At 60.7% G+C, this 22,555-nt stretch carries 12 protein-coding genes and 1 pseudogene; 6 read left to right on the forward strand and 7 right to left on the reverse strand.

What is annotated here, in order from left to right; all coding sequences use genetic code 11:
* The first annotated feature begins 24 nt into the window (after positions 1-24).
* Both ACI2JX_RS19100 and ACI2JX_RS19105 read left to right on the forward strand, forming a co-directional pair.
* Positions 25-861 carry a CsgG/HfaB family protein gene (locus tag ACI2JX_RS19100; RefSeq protein ID WP_264234628.1) on the forward strand — a complete coding sequence of 279 codons (837 nt, stop codon included), beginning with the start codon at positions 25-27 and terminating at the stop codon, positions 859-861.
* Positions 862-1,028: 167 nt separating this feature from the next.
* A complete protein-coding gene (locus ACI2JX_RS19105) occupies positions 1,029-1,565 on the forward strand; it encodes a sterol desaturase family protein (RefSeq protein WP_368972671.1) in 537 nt (178 codons plus the stop codon).
* On the opposite strand, the gene ACI2JX_RS19110 is transcribed toward ACI2JX_RS19105, so the two are convergent.
* Genes ACI2JX_RS19110 through fni form a run of 5 tightly spaced genes read right to left on the reverse strand, consistent with a single transcriptional unit; the run spans position 1,447 to position 7,397 of the window.
* On the reverse strand, positions 1,447-2,433 hold the full coding sequence (locus tag ACI2JX_RS19110) for a phytoene/squalene synthase family protein (protein WP_404690748.1): 987 nt from the start codon (positions 2,431-2,433) through the stop codon (positions 1,447-1,449). The genes ACI2JX_RS19105 and ACI2JX_RS19110 overlap by 119 nt on opposite strands.
* A complete protein-coding gene (locus tag ACI2JX_RS19115) occupies positions 2,430-3,920 on the reverse strand; it encodes a phytoene desaturase (protein WP_404690749.1) in 1,491 nt (496 codons plus the stop codon). The genes ACI2JX_RS19110 and ACI2JX_RS19115 overlap by 4 nt, the downstream gene beginning before the upstream one ends.
* Complete coding sequence (gene crtY, locus ACI2JX_RS19120) at positions 3,917-5,083, reverse strand: lycopene beta-cyclase CrtY (protein ID WP_404690750.1); 1,167 nt, start codon at positions 5,081-5,083, stop codon at positions 3,917-3,919. The genes ACI2JX_RS19115 and crtY overlap by 4 nt, the downstream gene beginning before the upstream one ends.
* On the reverse strand, positions 5,080-6,354 hold the full coding sequence (locus tag ACI2JX_RS19125; protein WP_404690751.1) for a glycosyltransferase: 1,275 nt from the start codon (positions 6,352-6,354) through the stop codon (positions 5,080-5,082). Before ACI2JX_RS19125 ends, crtY begins: the two co-directional genes overlap by 4 nt.
* Positions 6,351-7,397, reverse strand: a complete 1,047-nt coding sequence (gene fni / locus ACI2JX_RS19130; RefSeq protein WP_368972666.1) for a type 2 isopentenyl-diphosphate Delta-isomerase — start codon at positions 7,395-7,397, stop codon at positions 6,351-6,353. The genes ACI2JX_RS19125 and fni overlap by 4 nt, the downstream gene beginning before the upstream one ends.
* Before the next feature lie 183 nt (positions 7,398-7,580).
* On the opposite strand from fni, the gene ACI2JX_RS19135 reads away from it, so the two are divergent.
* Entirely contained in the window at positions 7,581-8,492 is a 912-nt protein-coding gene (locus ACI2JX_RS19135) for a polyprenyl synthetase family protein (RefSeq protein ID WP_404690752.1), read from the forward strand.
* An 87-nt stretch (positions 8,493-8,579) separates the two neighbouring features.
* On the opposite strand, the gene ACI2JX_RS19140 is transcribed toward ACI2JX_RS19135, so the two are convergent.
* Together ACI2JX_RS19140 and ACI2JX_RS19145 are read right to left on the reverse strand one after the other, a co-directional pair.
* A complete protein-coding gene (locus tag ACI2JX_RS19140) occupies positions 8,580-10,700 on the reverse strand; it encodes a TonB-dependent siderophore receptor (protein WP_404690753.1) in 2,121 nt (706 codons plus the stop codon).
* 267 nt (positions 10,701-10,967) lie between these two features.
* A complete protein-coding gene (locus ACI2JX_RS19145) occupies positions 10,968-12,968 on the reverse strand; it encodes a U32 family peptidase (protein ID WP_404690754.1) in 2,001 nt (666 codons plus the stop codon).
* Between the two features lie 66 nt (positions 12,969-13,034).
* Here ACI2JX_RS19145 and ACI2JX_RS19150 point away from each other — a divergent pair.
* The 3 genes and pseudogenes from ACI2JX_RS19150 to ACI2JX_RS19160 form a co-directional block, all read left to right on the forward strand.
* Positions 13,035-13,188, forward strand: a pseudogene (locus ACI2JX_RS19150) (transposase); the annotation flags it as partial.
* Between the two features lie 213 nt (positions 13,189-13,401).
* Positions 13,402-18,807 (forward strand): hypothetical protein, encoded by a 5,406-nt coding sequence (locus tag ACI2JX_RS19155; RefSeq protein ID WP_404690755.1) that lies wholly within the window; start codon positions 13,402-13,404, stop codon positions 18,805-18,807.
* The gene (locus ACI2JX_RS19160; RefSeq protein ID WP_404690756.1) at positions 18,807-22,448 is read left to right on the forward strand and encodes an RHS repeat-associated core domain-containing protein; all 3,642 of its coding nucleotides are present in this window, start codon (positions 18,807-18,809) and stop codon (positions 22,446-22,448) included. Before ACI2JX_RS19155 ends, ACI2JX_RS19160 begins: the two co-directional genes overlap by 1 nt.
* The last annotated feature ends 107 nt before the right edge of the window (positions 22,449-22,555 follow it).

A 22,555-nucleotide genomic window follows, 5' to 3' on the forward strand; every position in this document is an offset into this window, starting at 1 on the left:
ACTAGCATTTAGGGGAGAACGACCATGAAACGTCTGCTGAGCACACTGCTGATCCTCGCCACCTTGCAAGGCTGCGGCCTGCGCGAACCGATGCCCGCCGAACAGGACACCGATTCGCCCACCCTGACCCCGCGCGCCTCGACCTACTACGACCTGATCAACATGCCCCGGCCCAAGGGCCGGCTGATGGCGGTGGTCTATGGCTTTCGCGACCAGACCGGGCAATACAAACCGACTCCGGCCAGCTCTTTCTCCACCAGCGTCACCCAGGGCGCGGCCAGCATGCTGATGGACGCCCTGAGCGCCAGTGGCTGGTTCGTGGTGCTGGAGCGCGAAGGCCTGCAAAACCTGTTGACCGAGCGCAAGATCATCCGCGCCTCGCAGAAAAAACCAGACGTTGCGCCCAACATCCAGAGCGAACTGCCACCGCTGCAGGCCGCCAACCTGATGCTCGAAGGCGGCATCATCGCCTACGACACCAACGTGCGCAGCGGCGGCGAGGGGGCGCGCTACCTGGGTATCGACATCTCCCGTGAGTACCGGGTCGACCAGGTCACGGTCAACCTGCGTGCGGTCGACGTGCGCACCGGCCAGGTGCTGGCCAACGTCATGACCAGCAAGACCATCTACTCGGTTGGCCGCAGCGCCGGGGTGTTCAAGTTCATCGAGTTCAAGAAGTTGCTCGAAGCCGAGGTCGGTTACACCACCAACGAGCCGGCCCAACTGTGTGTGCTCTCGGCGATCGAGGCGGCGGTGGGGCATTTGCTGGCCCAGGGTATCGAGCGGCGGCTGTGGCAGGTCGAAGGCAGCGGCGACAAAGCGACGGTGGACAAATACCTGAGCCAGTACCAGGAGCAATGAGGTGGCAAGCCCGCCCCCACGTGAGCAAAGCCCAATACCGACTGGCGTGGGAGCGGGCTTGCCCCGCGATGAGGCCCGAACTGATACAGCAAAGGAACAAGTCATCACCTGCAGACTCCATAGAAAGCAGCCAGACTGTGCAAACGACTTTTTTGGAAGTACCCGCCATGCTCACCAGCCTGCTGATCTTCCTGCTGACCCTCACCGCCATGGAAGCGGTGGCCTACCTCGCCCACAAGTACATCATGCATGGCTTCGGCTGGGCCTGGCATCGCTCGCACCATGAGCCGCGCCAAGGCTGGTTCGAAAAGAACGATCTGTACGCGCTGGTGTTCGCCAGCCTGGCCATCGTGCTGATCGCCCTGGGCAACCTCGGCTGGTATCCGCTGCAATGGATCGGCGCTGGCATGACGGCCTATGGCGCCTTGTACTTCATCGCCCACGATGGCCTGGTGCATCACCGCTGGCCGCTGCGCCTGGTGCCACGCCGGGGCTACCTCAAGCGCTTGTACCAGGCGCACCTGATGCACCATGCGGTGCAGGGCAGACAAGGCTGCGTATCGTTTGGTTTTCTCTACGCGCCGCCTATCGACCGTCTGCGGGCACAGTTGCGGGCGCGTCATGGCGGGCCGCTGCGGGCGTCGAGTGAGGCCGCGCCCACAGCCCAGGGTCGCGTGCTGGGTAACGACGCAGGCGGCAACTGAGGGCGCGCCACAGGCCGCCAGCGACAGCGCGCAGTTTCTCCCATTTCGAAGTCGACAGCCGGCCATCCCAGGCATCGGCACCTGCCTTGCGCACCTTTAGCCCTATCTGTCGATACACCAGCGCCGCCGTCGCCACTGCCCACGCCGAGCGCCAGGGCAGTGCCGGTAACCCGGCCTGGGCACTGAGGTAGTAAGGCTCGGCGTGATCGACCAGGCGTTGCGCCAGTTGCGCCAACCTGCGGCGATAGCGCTTATCGGTCAGCCTGTCGCCAGGGATGGCGAGCTCCTCCAGCCACTGCTCAGGCAGGTAGCAGCGCCCGACCTGGGCATCGGCGACGATGTCGCGGGCGATGTTGGTCAATTGCATGGCCAGGCCCAAGTCGCAGGCGCGGTCGAGCACTGCCGGGTCACGCACGCCCATCACCCGCGCCATCATCAGGCCCACCACCCCGGCTACGTGGTAGCAGTAGCCCAATGTCTCGTCCAGGCTGCGGTAATGCTCGCCGGCAACGTCCTGGGCGAAGCCGGCCAGCAGGTCGAATGCCTCCTGGCGCGGGATGCCATGTTGCCTGGCAACTTCACGCAAGGCGGCGAATGCCGGCTGCTCAATCGGGGCACCGCGACAGGCGGCGTCGGTCTGCACTTGCAGCTCCAGCAGGCATTGCAGGGCCAGCGCTGGAGCTTGCACGCTAGCCTCGTGGCCGGCCTGTTGGCCGTCGATGACATCGTCGCAGTGCCGACACCAGGCGTATAGCAGCATCGCACTGCGGCGGGTGTTGCCGTCGAACAAGCGCGCGGCGGCGGCGAAACTCTTTGAGCCGACGGCGATACTGCGTTCGGCGTGGGCGAGTAAGGGGTCGTGGCTCATCGGTGCAGATCCTCAAGCATCAGCCCAGCGGTGGCCTTGGCCGAGGCAATCACCCCAGGCACGCCCGCGCCAGGGTGGGTGCCGGCACCCACCAGATACAAGTTGCTCAACTGCGCATCGCGATTATGCGGGCGGAACCAGGCACTCTGGGTGAGGATCGGCTCCAGGGAAAACGCCGAGCCCACGTGCGCATTGAGCTGGTCACGAAAATCCAGCGGGCTGAAGGTGCGGCAGGTCACCAGTGACTCGCGCAGCCCCGGCATGTAGTAGCGCTGCAGATAGGCCAGGATCCGATCACGGTAGCGCGGGCCCTCCCGCTCCCAGTCGACCGGCGCGTTGCCCAGGTGTGGCACCGGTGCCAGCACGTAGTGACTGGAGCAACCCGGCGGCGCCAGGCTGGGGTCGGTGGCGCAGGGGCTATGCAGGTAGAGCGAAAAGTCCTCGGCCAGCCCCGGCCCGCTGAAAATTTCATCGATCAGCGCCTGATAGCGCGGCCCGAAGCACACGGTGTGATGGCGCAGCTGTGGCTGCGGACGGTTCAGGCCAAAGTGCACGACAAACAGCGAGTTGCTAAAGCGTTTGCCCTTGAGCCGTCGGCCCTCCTGCTGACCACGCGGATGCGCGCCGAGCAGCTCGGCGTAGGTGTGTACCACATCGGCATTGGAGGCCACGGCATCAGCCTGCCAGTGTCGACCATCGTGGCTGCGGGCACCGGTGAGGCGGCCAGCTTGGACGTCGAAAGCGGCGACGTCGGCATTCAACTCCAAGGTGCCGCCCAGGTCTTGGAACAGTTTCACCAGCCCCTGCACCAGGGCGCCGGTGCCACCGCGTGCAAACCACACCCCCCACTGCCGCTCCAGGGCATGGATCAGGCTGTAGATCGAAGAGGTAGCGAACGGGTTGCCGCCCACCAGCAGGGCATGGAACGACAAGGCCTGACGCAGCCTGTCGTTACCCACGAAGCGGGCCACCATGGCATACACGCTGCGCCAAGCCTGTAACCGCGCCAGCTGTGGACCGGCCTGCAGCATGTCGCGAAATGACAGGAACGGCACCGCCCCGAGCTTGACATAGCCCTCGTCGAGCACCGCCTTGGAGTAGGCCAGAAAGCGCCGGTAGCCAGCCACGTCAGCGGCATCCAAGGCATGGATCTGGCGCTCCAGTTCATCCTGGTCGTTGCCATAGTCAAAGCAGGTGCCATCTTCCCAGCACAGCCGATAGAACGGGCTGACGGGCAGTAGCTCGACATAATCGGCCATCGGCTTGCCGGCCAGGGTGAACAGCGCCTGGATCGCCGTGGGGTCGGTGATCACCGTGGGCCCGGCATCGAAAGTGAAACCCTGGTCGCGGTAGACGTAGGCGCGGCCACCGGGTTGGTCACGCTTTTCCAGCAGCGTCGTATTGACCCCGGCGGCTTGCAGGCGAATGGCCAGGGCCAGGCCGCCCAGGCCTGCGCCGATAACCAGTGCTGTTTTCGCTTGGCTCATTGTGGCTCCTCGAAGTGCCGGGGTGAGTGGCGCAGTGCCGCGCGCAGGGCTTGCCCGACCGGCACCGGCGGCTTGCCCGAGAGCAGCCGCAGGCGGTCGCGCCAGGTGCTTTGTCCAGCATAGAAACGGGCGATCAGCGCCTCTGGAAGCTGATAGAAACGCTGCAACACCTGCCAGCGCTGTTCAGGCCGACCGGCTAGGAACAGCATGCGATTGAGCAGGCGGTAGAAGCCTTGGTCATGCCAGCGATCACTCAGGTAGTGCTTGAGGTTGTGCGTCAGCTGGGCGGCCTCATCGAGCGGTTGGGTCGCTAACCAGTCTGCCAGGCGCACCGCTTCGGGCAGCGAATAACCGGTGGTGCAATGAAACAGCCCGGCACGCAGCCCCGACAGCGGTTGATTGCTTTGCTCGGCCCACCAGCGGGGGAAGTCGCCGGCCAGGGTAATCGGCAGCACGCCCTGTTCTTCGCGCAGCACTTGCGCTACTGCCCAGCCGTGTGCCTGCAGGTAATCGGCAATGTTGGCCCGTAGCAGCTCGGGCGCGGGCGGGTCACGCTCGACGTAGTGAGTATCTTCAACCAACAGGGTGTCGGCAGTGAACGGCAGGACATAGACGAATCGATAGCCCGCGCCCTGGGCCACGCGCGCATCCATCACTATCGGTGCCAGCAGGCCATGTGGCTGGCGTAGGCGCAGCACCTGGCCGAGAAATGCCTGCCGGGCCAAGATTCGCTGGCTGCTGGGCTGCGCGCCGCGACCGTCGATGACAATCCGCGCCTGCAATTGCTCGCCAGTGTCCAGGCGCACCTGGCTGGGCCCCAACGCCTGGATCTGGCAGCCGGTACGCAGGGCCGGCCCGAGCACTGGCGTGATGATCTGGGCAAAGCGCTCGCTGGTGATGCTCGCATAGCCGCTTTGCAGCCTGCGGGACAGCTGTGGAAAGTGCACGTGATAGGCCGGCCAGCGCTTGACCACTAGCGGCTGCAGCCACTGTTGTTGCTGGTGGTCGAGGTCGTGCTGGTGAAACGACCAGGTATGGTTGCCGCCAAGGCTGTCTTGCTGTTCCAGGCACACTACATCCAGCTCGGGTCGCAGCTGACGCAGGCGCCAGGCGATCAGGCCATTGGCCAGGCCGCCGCCAGCCAGGATCAGGTCATGGCTCATAAAGGTGCCTGCGCCAATACAGGTTGCCCGGTACGCACGGCCGTCTCGATGATATCGGCAGCCAAGTCAACGCCGCCGGCCTGGGCCAGCTCGGCTTGCAGCGGCGCCAGGCCGGGCATCGGCTGCTCCAGCAGATGCGCCAAGGCTGCGGCAATCGCGCTGACCCCGGCCCGCCGTGACAGCGCCAGGCCCAAGTGGTGATAAACCACGCGCGCCGCCACCCCAGGTTGATCGAAGGCGATCGGTAATACCAGCAGCGGCGTCCCCGCGCCCAGCGCATCCATCACCGTGTTCAGCCCGCCATGACTGATCACCACGTCGGCGCGGCGCACCGCCCACTGCTGCGGGGCAAAATCAGTGACCACCGCAGCACCCATTTGCAGCAAGCGCGCCTGTTGCGGCACATCGAGCCCGCCACAATGGGCGATCAGCAGTTGCACATCGAGCAGGCGACAGGCTCGGGCAATGCGCGCGAACAGGCCGAAGCGGTGACCTTGCAAGGTGCCCAAGCTGGCAAACACCACGGGTTTGCGCGGATCGAGCGGCCAAGCGCCAGGCGCCTGTGGTTCGCTGTTGCGCAATGGGCCGACGGCATGAAAATGCGCGGGCAAGGTCTGGCGCGGAAAGTCGAAGCCGGCCAGGGTCTGGCTGATCTGCGCCAAGGGCGAGAGGTAATCTTGCAAGCCCCCGCGCGTGGGCAAGCCGAGGCGCTGTGCGGCAGTTTCCAGCACTTGGGTCAATGGCCGCATCAGCCAGTCATGCACATCGGTGCTGCCCTGATACAGCCGTTGGCTGCGTGGGTCGTGGGCGTACTTGAACGGCATGACCGGCAACGGCACCCCCTCTTCACGATTGATGGGCAAGGCGCAGGCAATCGATACCATGGGCAAGTGCAGCGCCTCGGCGACCAAAGCGCCGGCCGGCTCCATCTGGTCACTGAGCACCGCGTCAATGCGCTGCTGTTGCAGCGCCGCGGGTAACTGCGCGCAGAGCAGGGCGCTGGTCTCTGCCAACTGGCGGATCAGCCGGCGAAGACGCCAGGGGTTGCTGGGATTGGCGGCCAGCTGGAGCGCCTGATCGAGGCTACCGGCAGGCCGCTCGTCCAGGCCTACCGGGCAAAAGGCGATGCGCGCATCGTCGAGCCAGCGCTGGCTGTCGCACTGATGAAAAAACGTCACCTGGTGGCCGCGCTGCAGCAACGTCCCGGCCAGCGCTTGCAGCGCTTTGAAATGGCTAGGGTAGGGCGGCGCTACCACCGCGAAATGGCTCATGGCAGGTCCAGCTGGTTGTCCAGCAGCCGCGCCCGACGCAGCTCGAGCAGATTGCGCGATCCGGTACAGAAACAGGCAATGCGCAACTGGCGCAGGACAATATCGAAATGCTCCACCACCGCGTCGCTGGACTGGGTGGCAGCCTGCAACACCCCAGCCGCCTGTCCGACCAGATCGGCGCCCAGGCGAATTGCCTTGGCTGCATCGATGCCATCACCAATGCCCCCAGAGGCGATCAGCGGCAGATTTGGCAAGGCTCGGCGTACAGCTAGCAGGCACTGCGCCGTGGGGATGCCCCAATCGGCGAAGGCCATCGCCACGGCGCGATCGGCCTCGGTTTGCGCCCGGCGCGCCTCGACCGCAGCCCAGCTGGTGCCGCCTGCGCCGGCCACATCGATCATGCGCACCCCGGCTTCGACCAGCGCGCGGGCCACCGTCGGCGAGATTCCGGCGCCGACTTCCTTGACGATCACCGGCACCGGCAGCTCGCCAGTCAGCGCCGCGATCCGTGCCAGCACCCCGCGCCAGTCGCGATCACCCTCTGGCTGCACCGCCTCCTGTAACGGATTGAGGTGGATGATCAGCGCGTCCGCTTGCAGGCTGTCGACGGCCCGGCGCGCCAGGTCCAGGCCATCTGCCTCACTCAACTGGGCGGCGCCCAGGTTGGCCAGCAACGGGATATCCGGCGCCAAGCGGCGCAGCTCGCCGGTCAGCCCTTGGTCATGGCCGCTACGCAAACTGACCCGTTGTGAACCGACCCCCATGGCGATGCCCAGTGCTTGCGCGGCCTCGGCCAGATGCTGGTTGATGAAGCGGGCGCGCTCGGCACCGCCGGTCATCGAGCTGATCAGCAATGGCGCGCGCAGGGCGATGCCCAGCAGCGAGCTGCTTAGGTCGATTTCGTCCAGGGCCAGTTCAGGCAGGGCGCAGTGCTCGAAGCGGATCGCCGACCAGCCTGGATCCTGGCGTAACTGCGCCGGATCAGGCGCCAGCACGATGTCCAGGTGGTCGTCCTTGCGTTGACTGAGGAAGCTTTTCTTCATGCCGGCTCCGGTGCCTGGGAATCATTGAAGGGCAAGCGGGGTCATTGCTTAACGTTAAGTTGTACAACGTTAGCCGCTTTGTACAGCTAAGCTCAAAAAACGCTATAGCGTCAGGCCACGACTGCTGACAGTCGTTCCATTTCACCTGCGGCCCTGGTGCCGCGCTGAGCAGAAGAGGCAAGGATGACGACCATCGCACCACCGCTCCCGGCCGCCGACACCGGCCTCACTGAGCATATCGCCGCCTTGCAGCATGCGCTGCAGACCCGGCTGGATGAGCTGCTGCCGGCAGGCCAGGAACGAGACCTGCTGGCTGCGGCCATGCGCGCAAGCACCTTGGCACCGGGCAAGCGCCTGCGACCGCTGATGCTCCTGCTCAGTGCCGATGGCCTGGGGGCATGCCCACGCGCGGCACTGGAACTGGGCTGTGCGGTGGAAATGGTGCATGCCGCATCGTTGGTGCTGGATGACCTGCCGTGCATGGACGACGCAGCGCTCAGACGAGGCCGGCCTACGCTGCACCTGGCCTTTGGCGAAGACGTGGCGATCCTTGCCGCCATCGCCTTGCTCTCGCGCGCGTTCGGCCTGGTCGCAGGGATCGAAACCCTGCCGGCGGCGACGCGTACTCGCCTGGTGTCGATCCTCGCCGAAGCGATTGGTGCGCAAGGCTTGGTCAAAGGCCAGTTGCAGGATTTGCGCGAAGGCAGCCAGCCACGTAGCGCGCAGCAGATCGCCGAGACCAACCGGCTGAAGACCGGGGTGCTGTTTGCGGCGATCATGCAGATGGCGTGTGAGATTGCTGACTCACCGCAAGCGGTGCGTGAGGCCTTGCTGCATTTTGCCGGTGAGCTGGGGCAGGCGTTTCAGCTGTATGACGACCTGCGCGATCACGACCCTGGCACTGGCAAGGATCAGGGCAAGGATGCGGGTAAATCGACCCTGGTCGCCGTGTGCGGCGAGACCGCGACCCGCGAGCGTTTGTTGGCGCATTTGCACTGTGCCGAGCGGTGCCTTGAACAGGCGTTCATGGGCGAGCAGGCCTTGGCCAGCCTGGTGCGGCGGGTGTTTGGTTGTGTTGAAACAGGACGAACTTGAGGGGCTGCACCCGCGAAGGGCACACAAGCCCTACAGGCGCTTTATGCTGTTCACTCGAGATGTTGGGGCCGCTTTGCGGCCCCACTATCAAAACGTATAGGCAATCCCCGCCTGCACCGTGCGCGGCGCACCCGGGTAGACGTAGGTGTTGAACGCCCCTTCGTCATAGCCCTTGTTGAACAGGTTCTTCACATCCAGGTTCAGCCGCACATGCTCATTGAGCTGGTAGAAGCTCAGCAGGTCGACCACGCTGTACTGCGCCATGGTGTAAGTCTGCGCCTGGGTCTGGCCGGCGCGATCATCGACGTATTTGACCCCCACGCCCAAGCCCAGGCCTTTGGCCAGACCATCCTGGAACTCATAGGTATTGAGCAGGCTGAAGCTGTTGCGCGGAATGTTGGCCAGGCGGGTGCCGGAGGGCAGGCTGGTGTCCTTGGTGACCTCGGCATCGACATAGGCATAACCGCCAATCACCCGCCACTCAGGGGTGAGGTTGCCGGCGACATTGATGTCCAGGCCACGGCTGCGGACTTCGCCTGCGGCAACCTTGTAGGCATCATCCTGCGGGTCGTTGGCCAGCACGTTCTGTTTGACGATGTGGTACACCGCCGCATCGATGCTCAGTTGTTGGTCAAGGGCCTGCCACTTGACGCCCAACTCATACGACTTGCCTTTCTCCGGGTCGAAACCATCACCCTGGCGGCTGGCACCGCTGTTGGGCTTGAACGAGCGTGCGGTGTTGGCGTACACGGCAAGGCTGTCGGTCAGGTCATAGATCACGCCAAAACGCGGCGTCACTGCGTTGTCTGCCGCTTGCCAGCCCTGGGTGTTGGGCAGGTAGTTGTCGTAGTCGTGCTCGAAACGCTCCAGACGCACCCCGGCCAACAGCTTCAGGCGCTCGGTTAGCGCTACCTGGTCCTGGATGAACGCAGCCCAGGTCTTGAGGTGCTCCTGATCATGGGTGGTGGTGCGGCTCAGTGCCGGGCGGGGCTGCCCCAATACCGGGTCGAACAGGTCGATGGGGTAGGCACCGGCACCTGCGGCCGAGCGTTGGATGATCGACTGGTAGTGGTAATCCTCGTACTCGATGCCGGTCAGCAGGGTGTGGGCAAAACCTGCGGTGTCGAAATGGCCGGTGAGGTTGAGCTGGTAATCGCGGTCACTCCATTGCAGTTTGCGGTAGTTGAAGTTGCGCCCCAGGGTGCGCCCATCGGCCTGCAAGGCATTGGCTTCGACGGCATTGCCTTCGAGGGTGCCGTCCAGCCACTGCATGCCGCCGGCCAGGGTCCAGTTGTCGTTGAGCAGATGCTCGAAACGGAGCTGGGCCATGTTGTTGTCGTTGTGCAGCAGGTTGTCGCTGCCTGTCTCCCAGATGTTGGTATCACGCGAGGCGCTGCCGCGCTGGGTCGGATAGCGGGTCAGCCCGCGGTCGAGCGGGTGGTTGTTGCGCATGAAATCGCCCTCGAAGACGATCTTGGTGCTATCGCTGACTTGCCAGCTCAGCACCGGTGCAACGTCATAGCGTTCGCTGTCGACATCATCACGGAAACTTTCACCGCCCTCGCCAAGCACGTTGAGCCGGTAGGCCAGGCGGCCGTCCTCGCTCAGTGGCCCGCTGGCATCGAGGGTGGCGCGCTGCATGCCTTGGTCGTCGACCTGGCTGCCCAGGGTCACCCTGGGTTCGGCCAATGGTTGCTTGCTGACCACGTTGAAGGTGCCGCCAGGGTCGCCGCGACCGTACAGGCTGGTGGCCGGACCACGGATCACTTCCAGCCGTTCGACGGTATTGGCATCGGGCGCGTTCGGGTAGCCGCGGTTGATCGGGAAGCCGTTGCGGTAGTACTCACCGGTGGTGAAGCCGCGCACGGTCACGGTGGTCAGGCCCTGGCCACCGAAATTGTTTGCCCGACCGACGCCGCCGGCGTAGTCCAGGGCATCCTGCAAGCGGGTGGCTGCGGTGTCTTCAAGGACATCGCGGGGCACCACGCTGATCGACTGCGGCGTCTCATGCAGCGCGGTGTCGGTGCGCGTCGCACTCGCCGAGCGCGTGGCCCGGTAGCCAACCACCGGCCCATCGGCACGTTCGCGCTCGCTGGCCGCATCGATATTGACCGCTTGCAGCTCAACCGGCTGGGCGGCTGCCGATTCAGCCAGGACCGCTGGGGAAACTGCATTGAGAAGGCAGAGTGAAACGAACGCACGACGCATGGACGATACGATCCTTGGGGGTGGGAGAGGGCCCGGATCATATCTGGTAGCAATTATCATTTACAGTGGTATTTGGTGTACCGTCGTACCAAATTCCACGTCCGGTCACATAGCGAATATCACATGAGACAAAATGGGCTCAATGCAGCCGCACAGGCCCCTGGACGATGTGTCCAGGGGCCTGTGCGGCTGCTTGTGCAGGCTTGGGTTGTGCTTGGTGGTGCTGGGGCTCGCCTCGCGATGAGGTCCGCGCTGCCAGCGCAGCAATCAGTGCGGCGCGCGCACGATGGTCTTGAGCAGGTCTTCCGGGCTGATATGCCCAACCACCTGTGCCACACCACTACCTGGGGTCGGCAGATCGATGATGTGCGACTTCATCTTGCCCACTACATGCATCTCGCAGGGCTTGCAGTCGAACTTCAGGGTCAGCACTTCATCGCCCTGAATCAGCTGCATCGGTGCTACCTTGGTCCGCACGCCAGTCACGCCCTTGGCCTGCTTGGGGCACAAGTTGAAGGAGAAGCGCAGGCAGTGCTTGGTGATCATCACCGGTACTTCGCCGTGTTCCTCGTGGGCCTCGTACGCCGCGTCGATCAACTGCACGCCATGGCGATGGTAGAAGTCGCGGGCCTTCTGGTTGTAGACGTTGGCCAAGAACGACAGGTGCGACTCCGGATACACCGGCGGCGGAGTGGTCTCGGCTTTACGCCCGCCACGAGGGTGAGCCTTGACCCGTGCTGCGGTCAGCGCCTCGATCGCCTCGCGGCGCAGGGCTTTGAGCTGTGAGTTGGGAATGAAGAACGCCTGCGGCGCATCCAGCTCGATGGCAGTGGCGTGGTACTGAGTGGTACCCAGCTGGCCGAGCAGGTCATGCAATTGCTCTAGTGCCTGCTGCGGCTTGTTGGCCTCGCCAAACGGGCCATCCAGGGCAACGCTGACGCTGACGCCTTCCTCACTGGTCGCGTTCAACTCCAGGCGCGCTTGGCGCAGCTGTGCTTTCCACGCCACGCCCACGCGGCGCTCAGCGGAGGTGCGTTGCAGCGCCAGCTGCCAGTTGTGATCGAGGTTGCGCGACAGCGGGTGATTCGGGCGCAGGCGGTGCATACCGTCAGGCATCTCGTTGGGCTCGACGCGGTAGCGGTAACGCTTCTGGCCATCTTCCTCGAACTCGCCCTTGGGCTCGGCGATGTTGGCGCGGAAGCCCACCACTTCGCGCTTGACCAGCACATTAAGGCCATCGCCATTGCTCAGCGGCACTTCAGTGACCACTTGCAGGTCGCGCTTGCCGACCTTTTCCACCACGCCCACGTGCAGGCCGGTGAAGGTAGGCGAGTCGAAGGCACCGATATCGATCTTGCGGTCGCTGACGAAATAGTCGGTGCTGCCGCGGTGGAAGGTCTTGTCCGGATCGGGCAGGAAGAAGTGCTCGGTGCGGCCGCTGGAGGCGCGGGCCAGGGCCGGGCGGTCTTCCAGGATCGCATCGAGCTCCTTGCGGTAGTGAGCGGTGATGTTCTTGACGTAGGCCATGTCCTTGTAGCGGCCCTCGATCTTGAACGAGCGCACGCCCGCGTCGACCAGGTCGCGCAGGTTGGCGGTCTGGTTGTTGTCCTTCATCGACAGCAGGTGCTTCTCGAACGCCACTACCCGGCCCTGATCATCCTTGAGGGTGTAGGGCAGGCGGCAGGCTTGCGAGCAATCGCCACGGTTGGCGCTGCGCCCGGTCTGGGCGTGAGAGATGTTGCACTGGCCGGAGAAGGCCACGCACAGGGCGCCATGGATGAAGAACTCGATGGCTGCATCGGTTTCGCTGGCGATGGTGCGGATTTCTTGCAGGTTCAGCTCACGGGCCAGAACCAGCTGGGAGAAACCAGCCTGGTCGAGAAACTTGGCCCGCGCCAGGGTGCGGATGTCGGTCTGGGTGCTGGCGTGCAGCTCGATCGGCGGGATGTCCAGCTCCATCACCCCCAGATCCTGGACGATCAGCGCATCGACTCCGGCGTCGTACAGCTGATGGATCAGCTTGCGCGCAGGTTCCAGTTCGTTGTCGTGAAGGATGGTGTTGATGGTAGTGAACACCCGCGCATGGTAACGCCGGGCGAACTCCACCAGCTCGGCGATCTCGCCGACTTCGTTGCAGGCATTGTGGCGCGCGCCGAAGCTAGGGCCGCCGATGTAGATGGCATCAGCGCCGTGCAGGATGGCCTCGCGGGCAATCGCCACGTCGCGGGCAGGGCTGAGCAGTTCCAGGTGATTCTTTGGCAGGGACATGTCGTTATATTTTCGGGCTGTCACGGTTTAGGCGCGCATTGTAGCGGTGAAATGGCTTGGCGGCACCACTGGTTCTCCTTGAGCGATCCGGCCATGGAAGAAGCGCTCTACGAAATCGTTCCCATGCGCCAATTTGCACGCCTGACGCTGAGCGCGCCGATCCCCGAAGACACCGCAATCATAAACTTCTGCGATCCTTGCGGTCATCAACGGTTATTTGTAGGAGAAGGGCCCGTCTTTGCGTAATGCATCCTCTTGCTGGAGGGTAAAGGATGCAGCATGACTTTCTCAGATTGAAAACTAGCATTTTTGACAGGTGAAAGAATTTCGGTCTAGTCGCATCCTGTGCAAGCGAGCCACTGAGGGAAGGTTACATTTGGGCAGATTTTAACGGCTCATCTACCTTTGCGCTTATACGGACAAGGAGTTAGGTATGACCCGATTTTCGGATTGTCTTGTTGATGGCTATAATAAAAGAATTATCGATAAGTCAGGCCTTGCTAGAGGAACCCAGATACGAGTAAACGGCGACAAATGCTGGTTTCTCGCGGCATACGAGACGCACATTGAAGTTTTGTACCGTGATGAGTTCTTGGAGTCAGCGGCACAGAAATTTCCCGTTATCCATCGCTACGATAATTCGGAAGGTGGATTCAACTGCATTAATACCTTGAGTGGCGTCAATAGTGAGAAGGTAACTCGACGCAGTCAGGATGAGTCAAAGTATCGAGCACTGGAGCAGCAATTTGCACGTGATCTGAAGACTATGCTTTCATCTGGTGTTTCTCAGGTTTCACTTGATGATGCAACGCTCTTGTCTACCTCTTCACTGCCTGTTCTGATCGAACTCCATCCTGAATCCGTTCAATATTTTGTATCCTCGTTCGGTAGAGGTGCTGACACAGATACCTATGGTCTGCTTTGCTACTTGGATCTTGTTGAGCCGGATCCATCGTCCGAGGCAAGCCTCATCATTTCAACGGATGCCGCGCTTGAGCAACTACGCGATGAACTTGCGTCGGAATACTCGTTTGTAGACCATTTTGCAAATACAACGTTTGACACGCCGAATCAAGTGGGTATGCAGCACGTCCTTGCAGTCTACTCACTTTCGGGCGTCGCCAAGCTCGCACCCCTGATGGAGACGTTACGCACCCAGTCATCTGTCACCCAGGCGCTGCTAGCCGAAGGTGGAACCGAGGTTAAGGCTGACCAATGGTCGTCACTTACCGAAACATCGGGGCCGGTGCTGATCAAACTTCGTACCCCCGATGGCGTGTGCGAGGGCTATTACGGTGTGTTTGGGATTATCAGTTGCGTTGATGAAGGGTGGGCACTGAAGGTAACGTGCGATGCGCAACACCAAGCACTTTACGATGCTGCGAAAAAAGAATTGACCCTCCTTTCTCACTATACGCCTCTTACTGCTGGGATGGTTCAGTGGGATAATGTCAGTGCTATTTACGCGCTTTCTGAAATTGGGCTTGTGAAACAGGCACTCACACCGACCTTCGTGCAAGCCCGCAGTGTTTTCCCATGGTGGGTCGACACCGGAAGTTCAGTGGACAACGATGTGCTGCCTCGGATGAGCGGGTTCGAATCGGCCAGCCTCGGTGCGGGGCACCATACGTGGCTAAGCCCAGGCTACTTGCTGGCCGACCGCGATCTGGCGGTGGGTGAGCGCGTGCAAGCCTGGGTCATCAGCGAGCGCGATGGGCGCATCGTCAAGACTGTTGCCTTGACTGCAAGCAACAGCAATAAAAGCAAGGCAGATTGGCCTCACGCTTTCTTGTCAGCCATCAACGCGGCTCCCGCTGCAGACGACGCCAAGTGGATGTGTGCGGGCTTCCTGAATGCCAGCGGCGAGCTAGCCGTGGGCAAGGCGGGTAGCCCGACAACGGCGGCATTCGATGCGCTAGCGGCTGCGGGTAAAACCGAGCTCAATCGGCTGTGGTATTACGCCGAGGATTGTCGGCTATTCAGCAATGCCCCGTTCGAGGCCAATCAGGTGATTGCCGGGTGGGTGCCTGACATCCCGCCACCTGAGGGCGAGCGGCTTTCACTACAAGTACGCGACAGGACTACGCAGTATCTGTATGAAACCTACCTGTTCTGCCCCGAGGCCACGGATGAAGCGTCAAGCACATCAACTGCTCAGCAGTTTTGCGAGTTCATCAATACCCGCCGCCAGGCGGCTGACAAACAATATGGCATGGTGCGCGCCGGTGTATTGGGGAGTGATAAGGTTAGTGTTTCACCCGGCAAAAGTGACAACGCCTTATGGATCGCGCAACATTCCAACTTGTCTGTAGAGCTCGACTCGCTGGCCTGGCAAAAGTACCGCGATGTGGGGGGCTTCACCCCAACGGTCGGAGCTACCCTTAAGTTTCTGCTGTATGACCGTTATTCGGGTGCGCAGCTACCGGGCTCACCTTTTAGTTACACCGTCGAGCATGCCGATGCTACGCAGTGCCTGGCAGCGCTGGCTGCCGCGCTCAAGGCTTCAGAATTGGGCAACTACCTGCAACTGGGCAGCGCCAGATCGCCGGAGGTAACACCGGCCAGCGTAGACAAATACGCGCTCTGGGTCATGCCGTTGCCCACCCGTATCATTGTGGTGGGCGTGCCTGGCCTAGCCGACAATTATGAAAAGGCACTGATAACGCCCGAGGGTAAAGCGCTTACGCTGGGAGCATTGTATGAAGGCTACAAGGAAGGCCTAAGCCTGACCCTGAGTGATCGCTGGAATGGGCACGCCGTCGAGTCGTGGGAACTCAAGGTAGGTGCTGAAGCAGGCATGAATCTGCAGAAATGGGTGGGCGAACTTGGCACGCTATTAAATTTAGTGCGCACTACGTATATGCCTTTCTTTGGATGGGGTAAAGACAAGGCTGGGTTTGCACTGCCGGGTGAAGCAACGTCGGATCTGTCGGCATGGTCGCTGTGGCTACCCAAAGATGTGGAATTCGAACTGATTGCCCGGCGTTTGAATGTCGCGGCACCAAAAGAGGTTAACGCGCCGCCTCGGTTAAAGCCTCAGCTGGAGTTTTTGCGAGACAAATTGGTTTGCGAGGAAGCCCTGTATTACGGAGCGTCAGCTGGTACTTTGGCTGGCAGCAGTAAAGCTAAGTCGGTACACATCAAGCAGCTTGCCCAGTTTGGGGAGGAGGTGTTTTCTTCAAGCGATGGAGACGGTCTAAAAAGAAGTGTGAGGGGCACTGATTACGGATCTCATGATGAACGATTTCGGTACATGATGGACCGCCTAGATACCAAGGGGTTAAGGATTTCTGAGCTTCCAGGTATTGTTAAAGCCGATCCAAGAGAATCGCTGAGTTCGGGTAACTTTCCTGCGCTTGTAGCATCACGAGTAGCACGGCACAATCTCGTTTCTGCTGAGAAAGATAATTGGCAAATAGACTGGCCTTCTGAGTGTTGGGTCGAAACTGTATCCTGTGCGAGCGACTGTATAGTCCTTGCTGTGCAGTGCGGTAAAGAGTTTTTGGGCTTATCAAGTGCCATTACATCGATTCTGGAGTCTCGTGCCCATGTGGTGACGAAAAGATATCTTGCAGAGCTCGATGCTGATGTTAAAAAAACAGGGGCTCAGCTTTCGACGCGTTACGGGGACGCACTGGAGCACGCAAAAAAAGTTGCTGAGCTGCACGGTTTGTTGGATTTGGCAGGTAGCGGTTTCGTCAAGAAGTTTTCGGGGAGCTCAGTGCGGGTTGCAGTTCGCGCTTTCAAGGACGCCGGTTTTTTCATAGAGGATGCCGAAAGAATTATCGAGCAAGTTGCACATTATTTTGAAAGGCACTTTCCACGCCCTGGTAGCTATGAGGTTGATTCGTACAAAACGTGTTTGATTAGTGTGTTTAAAGAAAATTTGCGTAAATTTGGGGTTGCTTCTGAGGTTGTGGAGAAATTAGGCGTCGATCTTACTCATGAATTTTCTGGGGCGGGCGATGATTCTGGAAAAGTTTTCGCGGCAGCTGTGTCGGCGCTTAGACGTAATGTATTTTATGTTGATGACGCGCAGTTGGATGATTTTAAGTCTGTTCTTGTCTCTCCTCGTAGTGGCACATGCAAAGAACTACTACAACTGTGCTTGTCTGCTGATGCCATCGCCAAGGGTATCCGATTTGTATCGCACACATCGGATCTCTCACCCGCCATTCTCGACGCCGACCCACCCGTTCACCCGATCTACAGCCTCTATAATCGGACTGGGGGCGTAAGCTTGCACATCCCCGATGGTGTCGATATTCCATCTAGCTATGCACTCTGCAGCGCTAGTTACATCAGTCAATCCGGTATTACCTCCGCTGCACCTTCAGCGCTACTCATCGACCCCCCGCTCACTGGCAAAACTTTCATTCCCAAGGATTCGTTGTGTGCCGACTACGCGGGCACTGTCTGCTCCGAGATGTATGACGTCAGCGGCGCCAGCGAAAACGGTGTCGACCCCAAGACCGGCCTGTTCCACGCCCATTACCCGGTAGGTGTAATCCGTGGGCTCAGTGGCAAGGGCCCTGAACTTGACCTGACCCTGCACTACAGCGCCACGCGTGCCAATGAGAGTGCCCTGGGTGATGGCTGGGCGTTCCGCTTCAGTTCTTATGACAACCGCATGCACAGGCTTACCCTGAGCAATGGCCAAACCATTACGCTTACCGCTGACCATGTTGCCAAGGCCCAATCCACTAAAAAGTTGCCTATCAACGGCGTCACCCTGACCGGCGCCAAAGGCAGCCACGCTAACCTGACCGAACTGACCGTGATCTTCCCCTCCGGGCGCACCGAAACGTTGGCCAAGCCTGGCAAGCATGATGGCGTTGAGGCCAGTGAAAATTATAAAAATGCGTTCAGCAAAAAAATTCGCAAGCTCAAAGAGAACCTGGAGCAGTTGCTCAAAGAGCCAGGTGTAACAAGCGAACAAACAGAGCGCTACAACGAAAAGATCAAGCAGCTGGACAAACTCGACAAGGATATGAAGCGCAAGGCCTTGATCCTAGTTCCCAACAGCATCACCTCGCCCCAAGATGGCACGCTGACCTTGGCTTGGGAGGGCAAGAGTGGCCACGTGCAGCTGCTGTCCATCCACGATGGCAGTGCGAAACTGCTGAGCGCAGCGCACGACGCGCCGACCGCGACCGGTGAATACAGCAGCACCTTCACCGTCTGGCCAGACACCGATGAAGCCTATGACGTTTGCCTATTGATCAAAGACTGTCTGTTGGTCCGCCTTACCCGCCAGGGCAAAAACGCTACCGCGCCGGTACAGACCGTAGTGTTCGGCTACGAAGGCGAACCGGTCCTCGACCGCGTGCTGTGCTCTGTTGCCGAAGAGGACGGCTCACTGGAAGTCGTGAGCTATGGCCCTAGCTGGAGAGACTGGGACATCAATGACAGCCTTATCCCGCTGTCGCGGGTACTGCGTCACACCTTGGTACCCGGAGCAGGCCAGCAGTCAATCACTCACACCTGGAAGTGGAAGGGCGCCCTGAAGCAGGTGTTAAAAGAAGGCCAAACCTTTTCCGCCACGAGCATGCTCGATACCGGTACCAGCCAGCGTGGAGCCTCTACCCGTCGCACGTGGATTGTCAAAAATGGCGTGCTGGTGGAGTCCGAGGTGGTCGAGGAAGCCCCAGGTATCACCCGCAAAACAACAACCATGGCCTATCCGGATGCAATCACCAGTACAGACCCAGCAGTGATGTACCGCCTCGCCACCCAGCCGTTGAGCACGACGGTTACAACCGAAGATCTGCGCCCACCACACATCGCTGCCACAGCCTCCCCAAGCCCAGCCCAACCGTCCACACAGGAGAGCAACTGATGAGCCAGAGCACCGCAAACACGAGCACCTCGCCGGCACCGGCTACCCCTGTGACCGCGACGGAGTCTACCCATTTCACCTACGATCCAGACTCTGGGCTAGTGACACAAACCGTCACCGATGATGGCGCGACATCTCATTTTTGCTATTACCCCGTTACGGCAAGCCAGGCGAAGGCAGACCGCAGTGACAAGGTGCCCGCACTGACCACGTTGTTGGCCAAGTTCAAGCTGGAAGGTTCCGAAACGCTTTTGTCTTCCGAAATGGCCTTGGCATGCCCAACTATTGCGGACCCGACCTCACCGCCGCTGATGGCGCATTGCGGCTACATGAAGTTTCCAGACGGCAGCCTGTCAGACATTACCTTGACCTTGTTCGGCTATGCCCAGGCCAGCACTGACAGTAAAGGCGTGTTGGTACCAGATACGGTGCTCAACCTTGAAGGTGTTTCGGTAGACTTTACCACCACGCCATGGACCGTTACCAAAGCCACTGGCCGTGAAGGCATCACTGTCCGCCTGCAACAGATCAGCAAAAGCACTGCCGGCGATGATACCGTTACCGCGACTACTTCGACGCGCTGGTACAAGGACAATACTGCCCGTCAGACTCAAAAGCTTACAGAAACCACCACAGTCAATACCAGCGCAGGCACTTTACGGGCGAAAAGCGAGTCGCCATTGAAGGTCGGAGCCCTGAACATCACGTCCATCCTGTCGCAGCACATACGCTCGGCCCGCAGCGGTCGTGTGCTGCGCGAAACCCTCCAGGATGAACTGGGGCGGCCGACAACGATGGTGTATCACTCCTACGATGCGCGCGACCGTTTACTGTCCAGCATCCACTATGACTGGGACAGCGAACGCTTTGCGCAGGGCAGAGGCAACGGCATCGGCCAGGCCGGCACCTTTGAGCAATGGGCAGATCAGGGCAACGGCACCTGGGTCACGACCATTGGCCCCGATGGCCGCGCGGGCCGCACGTTGCTAGATGGCTTACAGCGCCCCGTGCGCAGGGAGCTGCAGCGGGTGATTAGCGATGATCAATCGGCCAACAACTTCGTCTGTGTAGAGCAAATTGCTTACGGCGCGGATGGCGAGCCGCTGCAGCGATGCACGTATGATTATTTGCCCGGTGGTCTTTGCGTGCGCAACGATGGCGTCGCTTTGTCGGGCCAGCTGCGAGACTGGTTCTGGGAAGTCCAGCAGCAGGCCACTACCGTTGATACCACAGGCAGCCAATCGCACAGTACCGAAACCCTGACTGGGACCGTGTTGAAGGGCCCGCTGCGCAGTCTGGTAGAAACCCAGTGCAACCACGCTGACGGCCAGGTAACCCTCACCCGCCAGCCCAAACGGTGGGACGCCATCGACCGCACCATGAAGGATCTGGGTTTGGTAACCAAGCAGCGGATCAATAGACGCGGCCAATGCGACCAAGTAACGGAAACCGTGGGTGGCGTCGACCGAAAGTGGGTGCGCGAGTATGACGAGCTGGGGCGGTGCACCAAATTGACTGCCCCCGACGGCACACACGTGCACTGGACCTACCAAGGCCTTAGCAACACGCCCACCGAGATCAGCCTTGAAGATGCCTCGGGCGAGAAAAAGGTGATCGGCCGGCAAGGCCTGCGCGGCGCAGGGAATCAGGGTGATGATGTTTTGTCGAGGACTGTAGGGGCGGTCGGCTCTAGCCGAACCTATACCTTCCAGGATAAGGGCCATCAGCGCCCAGACGGCACCCGGATATGGAGCGAGAGTAATGATGACGGCGCTACGGTGTCGTGGTACACCGAAAGAGCTTCAAGCGGTGTTGCCATACCGAAAACGCTAGTGGCGTCATTTAGTTACAACGAGATCACCCAGGCAATCACAGCCGAAAGGCCGCAAGTACAAGAAAACCTGCAAAGCCGCATCAGCAGCGAAAGCCTGGCGCCTGAGCTGTTGGGACGGTTGCGGACTGAACGGACCATCCGTGGGGTTCGTCAAGTGCGCCGTAGTTTGTACTCGCTGCGCGGCAGTATCGACACGGTTCAACAGCCCAGCGGCATCGTCAGCCGAGCCTGGAAAGATGCTCAGAACCGCCGCAGCCGAGTTCGCCGAGGCCGGCTCGAATATCGCTACCGCTACACCGAGCAGGGCGAGCTCGATCAGCTGGTAGTGCAAGATCTGCATAGCGGACGGAGTATGACGGTCTGCTATGGCTACGACAGTTTCGGCCGAGAAACCCAGCGCACTTATCGCCTCGATGGTGTGGTTAAAAGCCGCTACGAGCAAAGTTGGTCGGTGAGGGGCCAACTGGTCAGCAAGCACTGGTATCGCAATGGCGAGGCTACAGCCACCCGCACGGAAACCTATACGTACGACACGATACGCAATGAGCTCAAGCGTTGGAGCGTCAGCGCCACCAAGGGCTATGAGATTCAGGATGCCAATGCGAACACTATCAAGGACCAGGCTTACACCTATGATGCACTCGGCAACATCCTGACTTGCACAACCCACTATCTTGACGGCGCAAGCGAGGCACGCACCTACGCTTATGGTAATGCCTTGCAACCGTCGCAGCGCACCCGTGTAACCGTGACGCATACGGCCAAAGGTGGCCAGGCGGGCACGCCGACAGTGATCGATCTTGTCAGTGATGACAACGGCAGCCTGACGAATGATTCACGCGGGCAAGTGCTTAGCTACACCCCCGCTGGTCAGCTTCAGTCTGTCAAGAAGGTAGCAAATGAAAAGCCTGCTGCCACCTATGAATATGATGAGCAGGGTCGGCTCGCTGCGCAGTGGGATGAAGCTAACCAGCAGCGACGGGTTCTCGCATACAGCGGGGATCAGCTCACTGGCGAATCATGGCTGGATGCACAAGGTAATCTTGTTCGGCAGCGCACCCTTGATGAAGAGGCAGGCTTGGTTGTGCATTGCCGCCACATCGGTGAAGACCGTGATACCTGGCAAACGTATTTCATGTTGGCGGACCCGCAAAACGGCAGCGCTGAGGAGTATTCGGTCGACAGCGACGGCGCGTGGCAAAGCCAGTCTGTCGGTTACACCCCCTGGGGCGAAGCGCCAATTGCGCGCTTGAATGCCTTGAACAGCGGCCAGGGTTACAACGGTCAGCGTTTTGACCCGGTTACTGGCGTCTATCACTTGGGCCACGGCGCACGTGTTTTCCAACCTGAGCACCAAGCGTTTTGGCAAAGTGACAGCTTGAGCCCGTTTGCTGAAGGAGGGTTGAACGACCTGGCTTATTGCGCTGGCCGAGACCCGGTGAATTGGCATGACCCCAGTGGCCACATCATGATCAGCCGCCGCGAAGAGGCGTCAAGCCTGGCATCGCTCGACGAGATGATTCGCGATACCACGCCGCCCCATCACGAGCCGGCGGCTTGGTGGGAGTGGTTAGTACTGGTTGTCGTTTTTGTCGTTGGAGTGATCGGGGCGGTCATGACCGGCGGCCTCCTGGGGCTTGTATTTTTGGCCATTGCGGGGGTGGCGTTTGGCTTGGGTGCGGCCGAACTGGCATTGCGACAAAGCAACCCGGCCTTATCAACCAAGCTGGGGTGGGCATCCCTGGCCGTTAGCCTTTTCGATGCCTCTGGCAAGGGTTTTGCGAAACTGGGGGGGGCTGCTGCTTAAAGGGGCTCGCAAAGGGCTTCAAGGGCTTCGTGCGCTACGCAATGCGGTCAACCTCAGTAAGCTGAAATCATTTTATAGAGGGGTACGAGGAAGTCAGCGTGCCGCTT

The organism is Pseudomonas sp. NPDC088890, assembly GCF_044900155.1.
Lineage (GTDB): Bacteria > Pseudomonadota > Gammaproteobacteria > Pseudomonadales > Pseudomonadaceae > Aquipseudomonas > Aquipseudomonas urmiensis.

Coding starts and splice junctions, on each gene's coding strand:
- ACI2JX_RS19115 (WP_404690749.1), bottom strand. CDS start 3,920: ATGAGCCAAGCGAAAACAGCACTGGTTATCGGCGCAGGCCTGGGCGGC.
- ACI2JX_RS19125 (WP_404690751.1), bottom strand. CDS start 6,354: ATGAGCCATTTCGCGGTGGTAGCGCCGCCCTACCCTAGCCATTTCAAA.
- ACI2JX_RS19100 (WP_264234628.1), top strand. CDS start 25: ATGAAACGTCTGCTGAGCACACTGCTGATCCTCGCCACCTTGCAAGGC.
- ACI2JX_RS19145 (WP_404690754.1), bottom strand. CDS start 12,968: ATGTCCCTGCCAAAGAATCACCTGGAACTGCTCAGCCCTGCCCGCGAC.
- ACI2JX_RS19160 (WP_404690756.1), top strand. CDS start 18,807: ATGAGCCAGAGCACCGCAAACACGAGCACCTCGCCGGCACCGGCTACC.
- ACI2JX_RS19135 (WP_404690752.1), top strand. CDS start 7,581: ATGACGACCATCGCACCACCGCTCCCGGCCGCCGACACCGGCCTCACT.
- crtY (WP_404690750.1), bottom strand. CDS start 5,083: ATGAGCCATGACCTGATCCTGGCTGGCGGCGGCCTGGCCAATGGCCTG.
- fni (WP_368972666.1), bottom strand. CDS start 7,397: ATGAAGAAAAGCTTCCTCAGTCAACGCAAGGACGACCACCTGGACATC.
- ACI2JX_RS19110 (WP_404690748.1), bottom strand. CDS start 2,433: ATGAGCCACGACCCCTTACTCGCCCACGCCGAACGCAGTATCGCCGTC.
- ACI2JX_RS19155 (WP_404690755.1), top strand. CDS start 13,402: ATGACCCGATTTTCGGATTGTCTTGTTGATGGCTATAATAAAAGAATT.
- ACI2JX_RS19105 (WP_368972671.1), top strand. CDS start 1,029: ATGCTCACCAGCCTGCTGATCTTCCTGCTGACCCTCACCGCCATGGAA.
- ACI2JX_RS19140 (WP_404690753.1), bottom strand. CDS start 10,700: ATGCGTCGTGCGTTCGTTTCACTCTGCCTTCTCAATGCAGTTTCCCCA.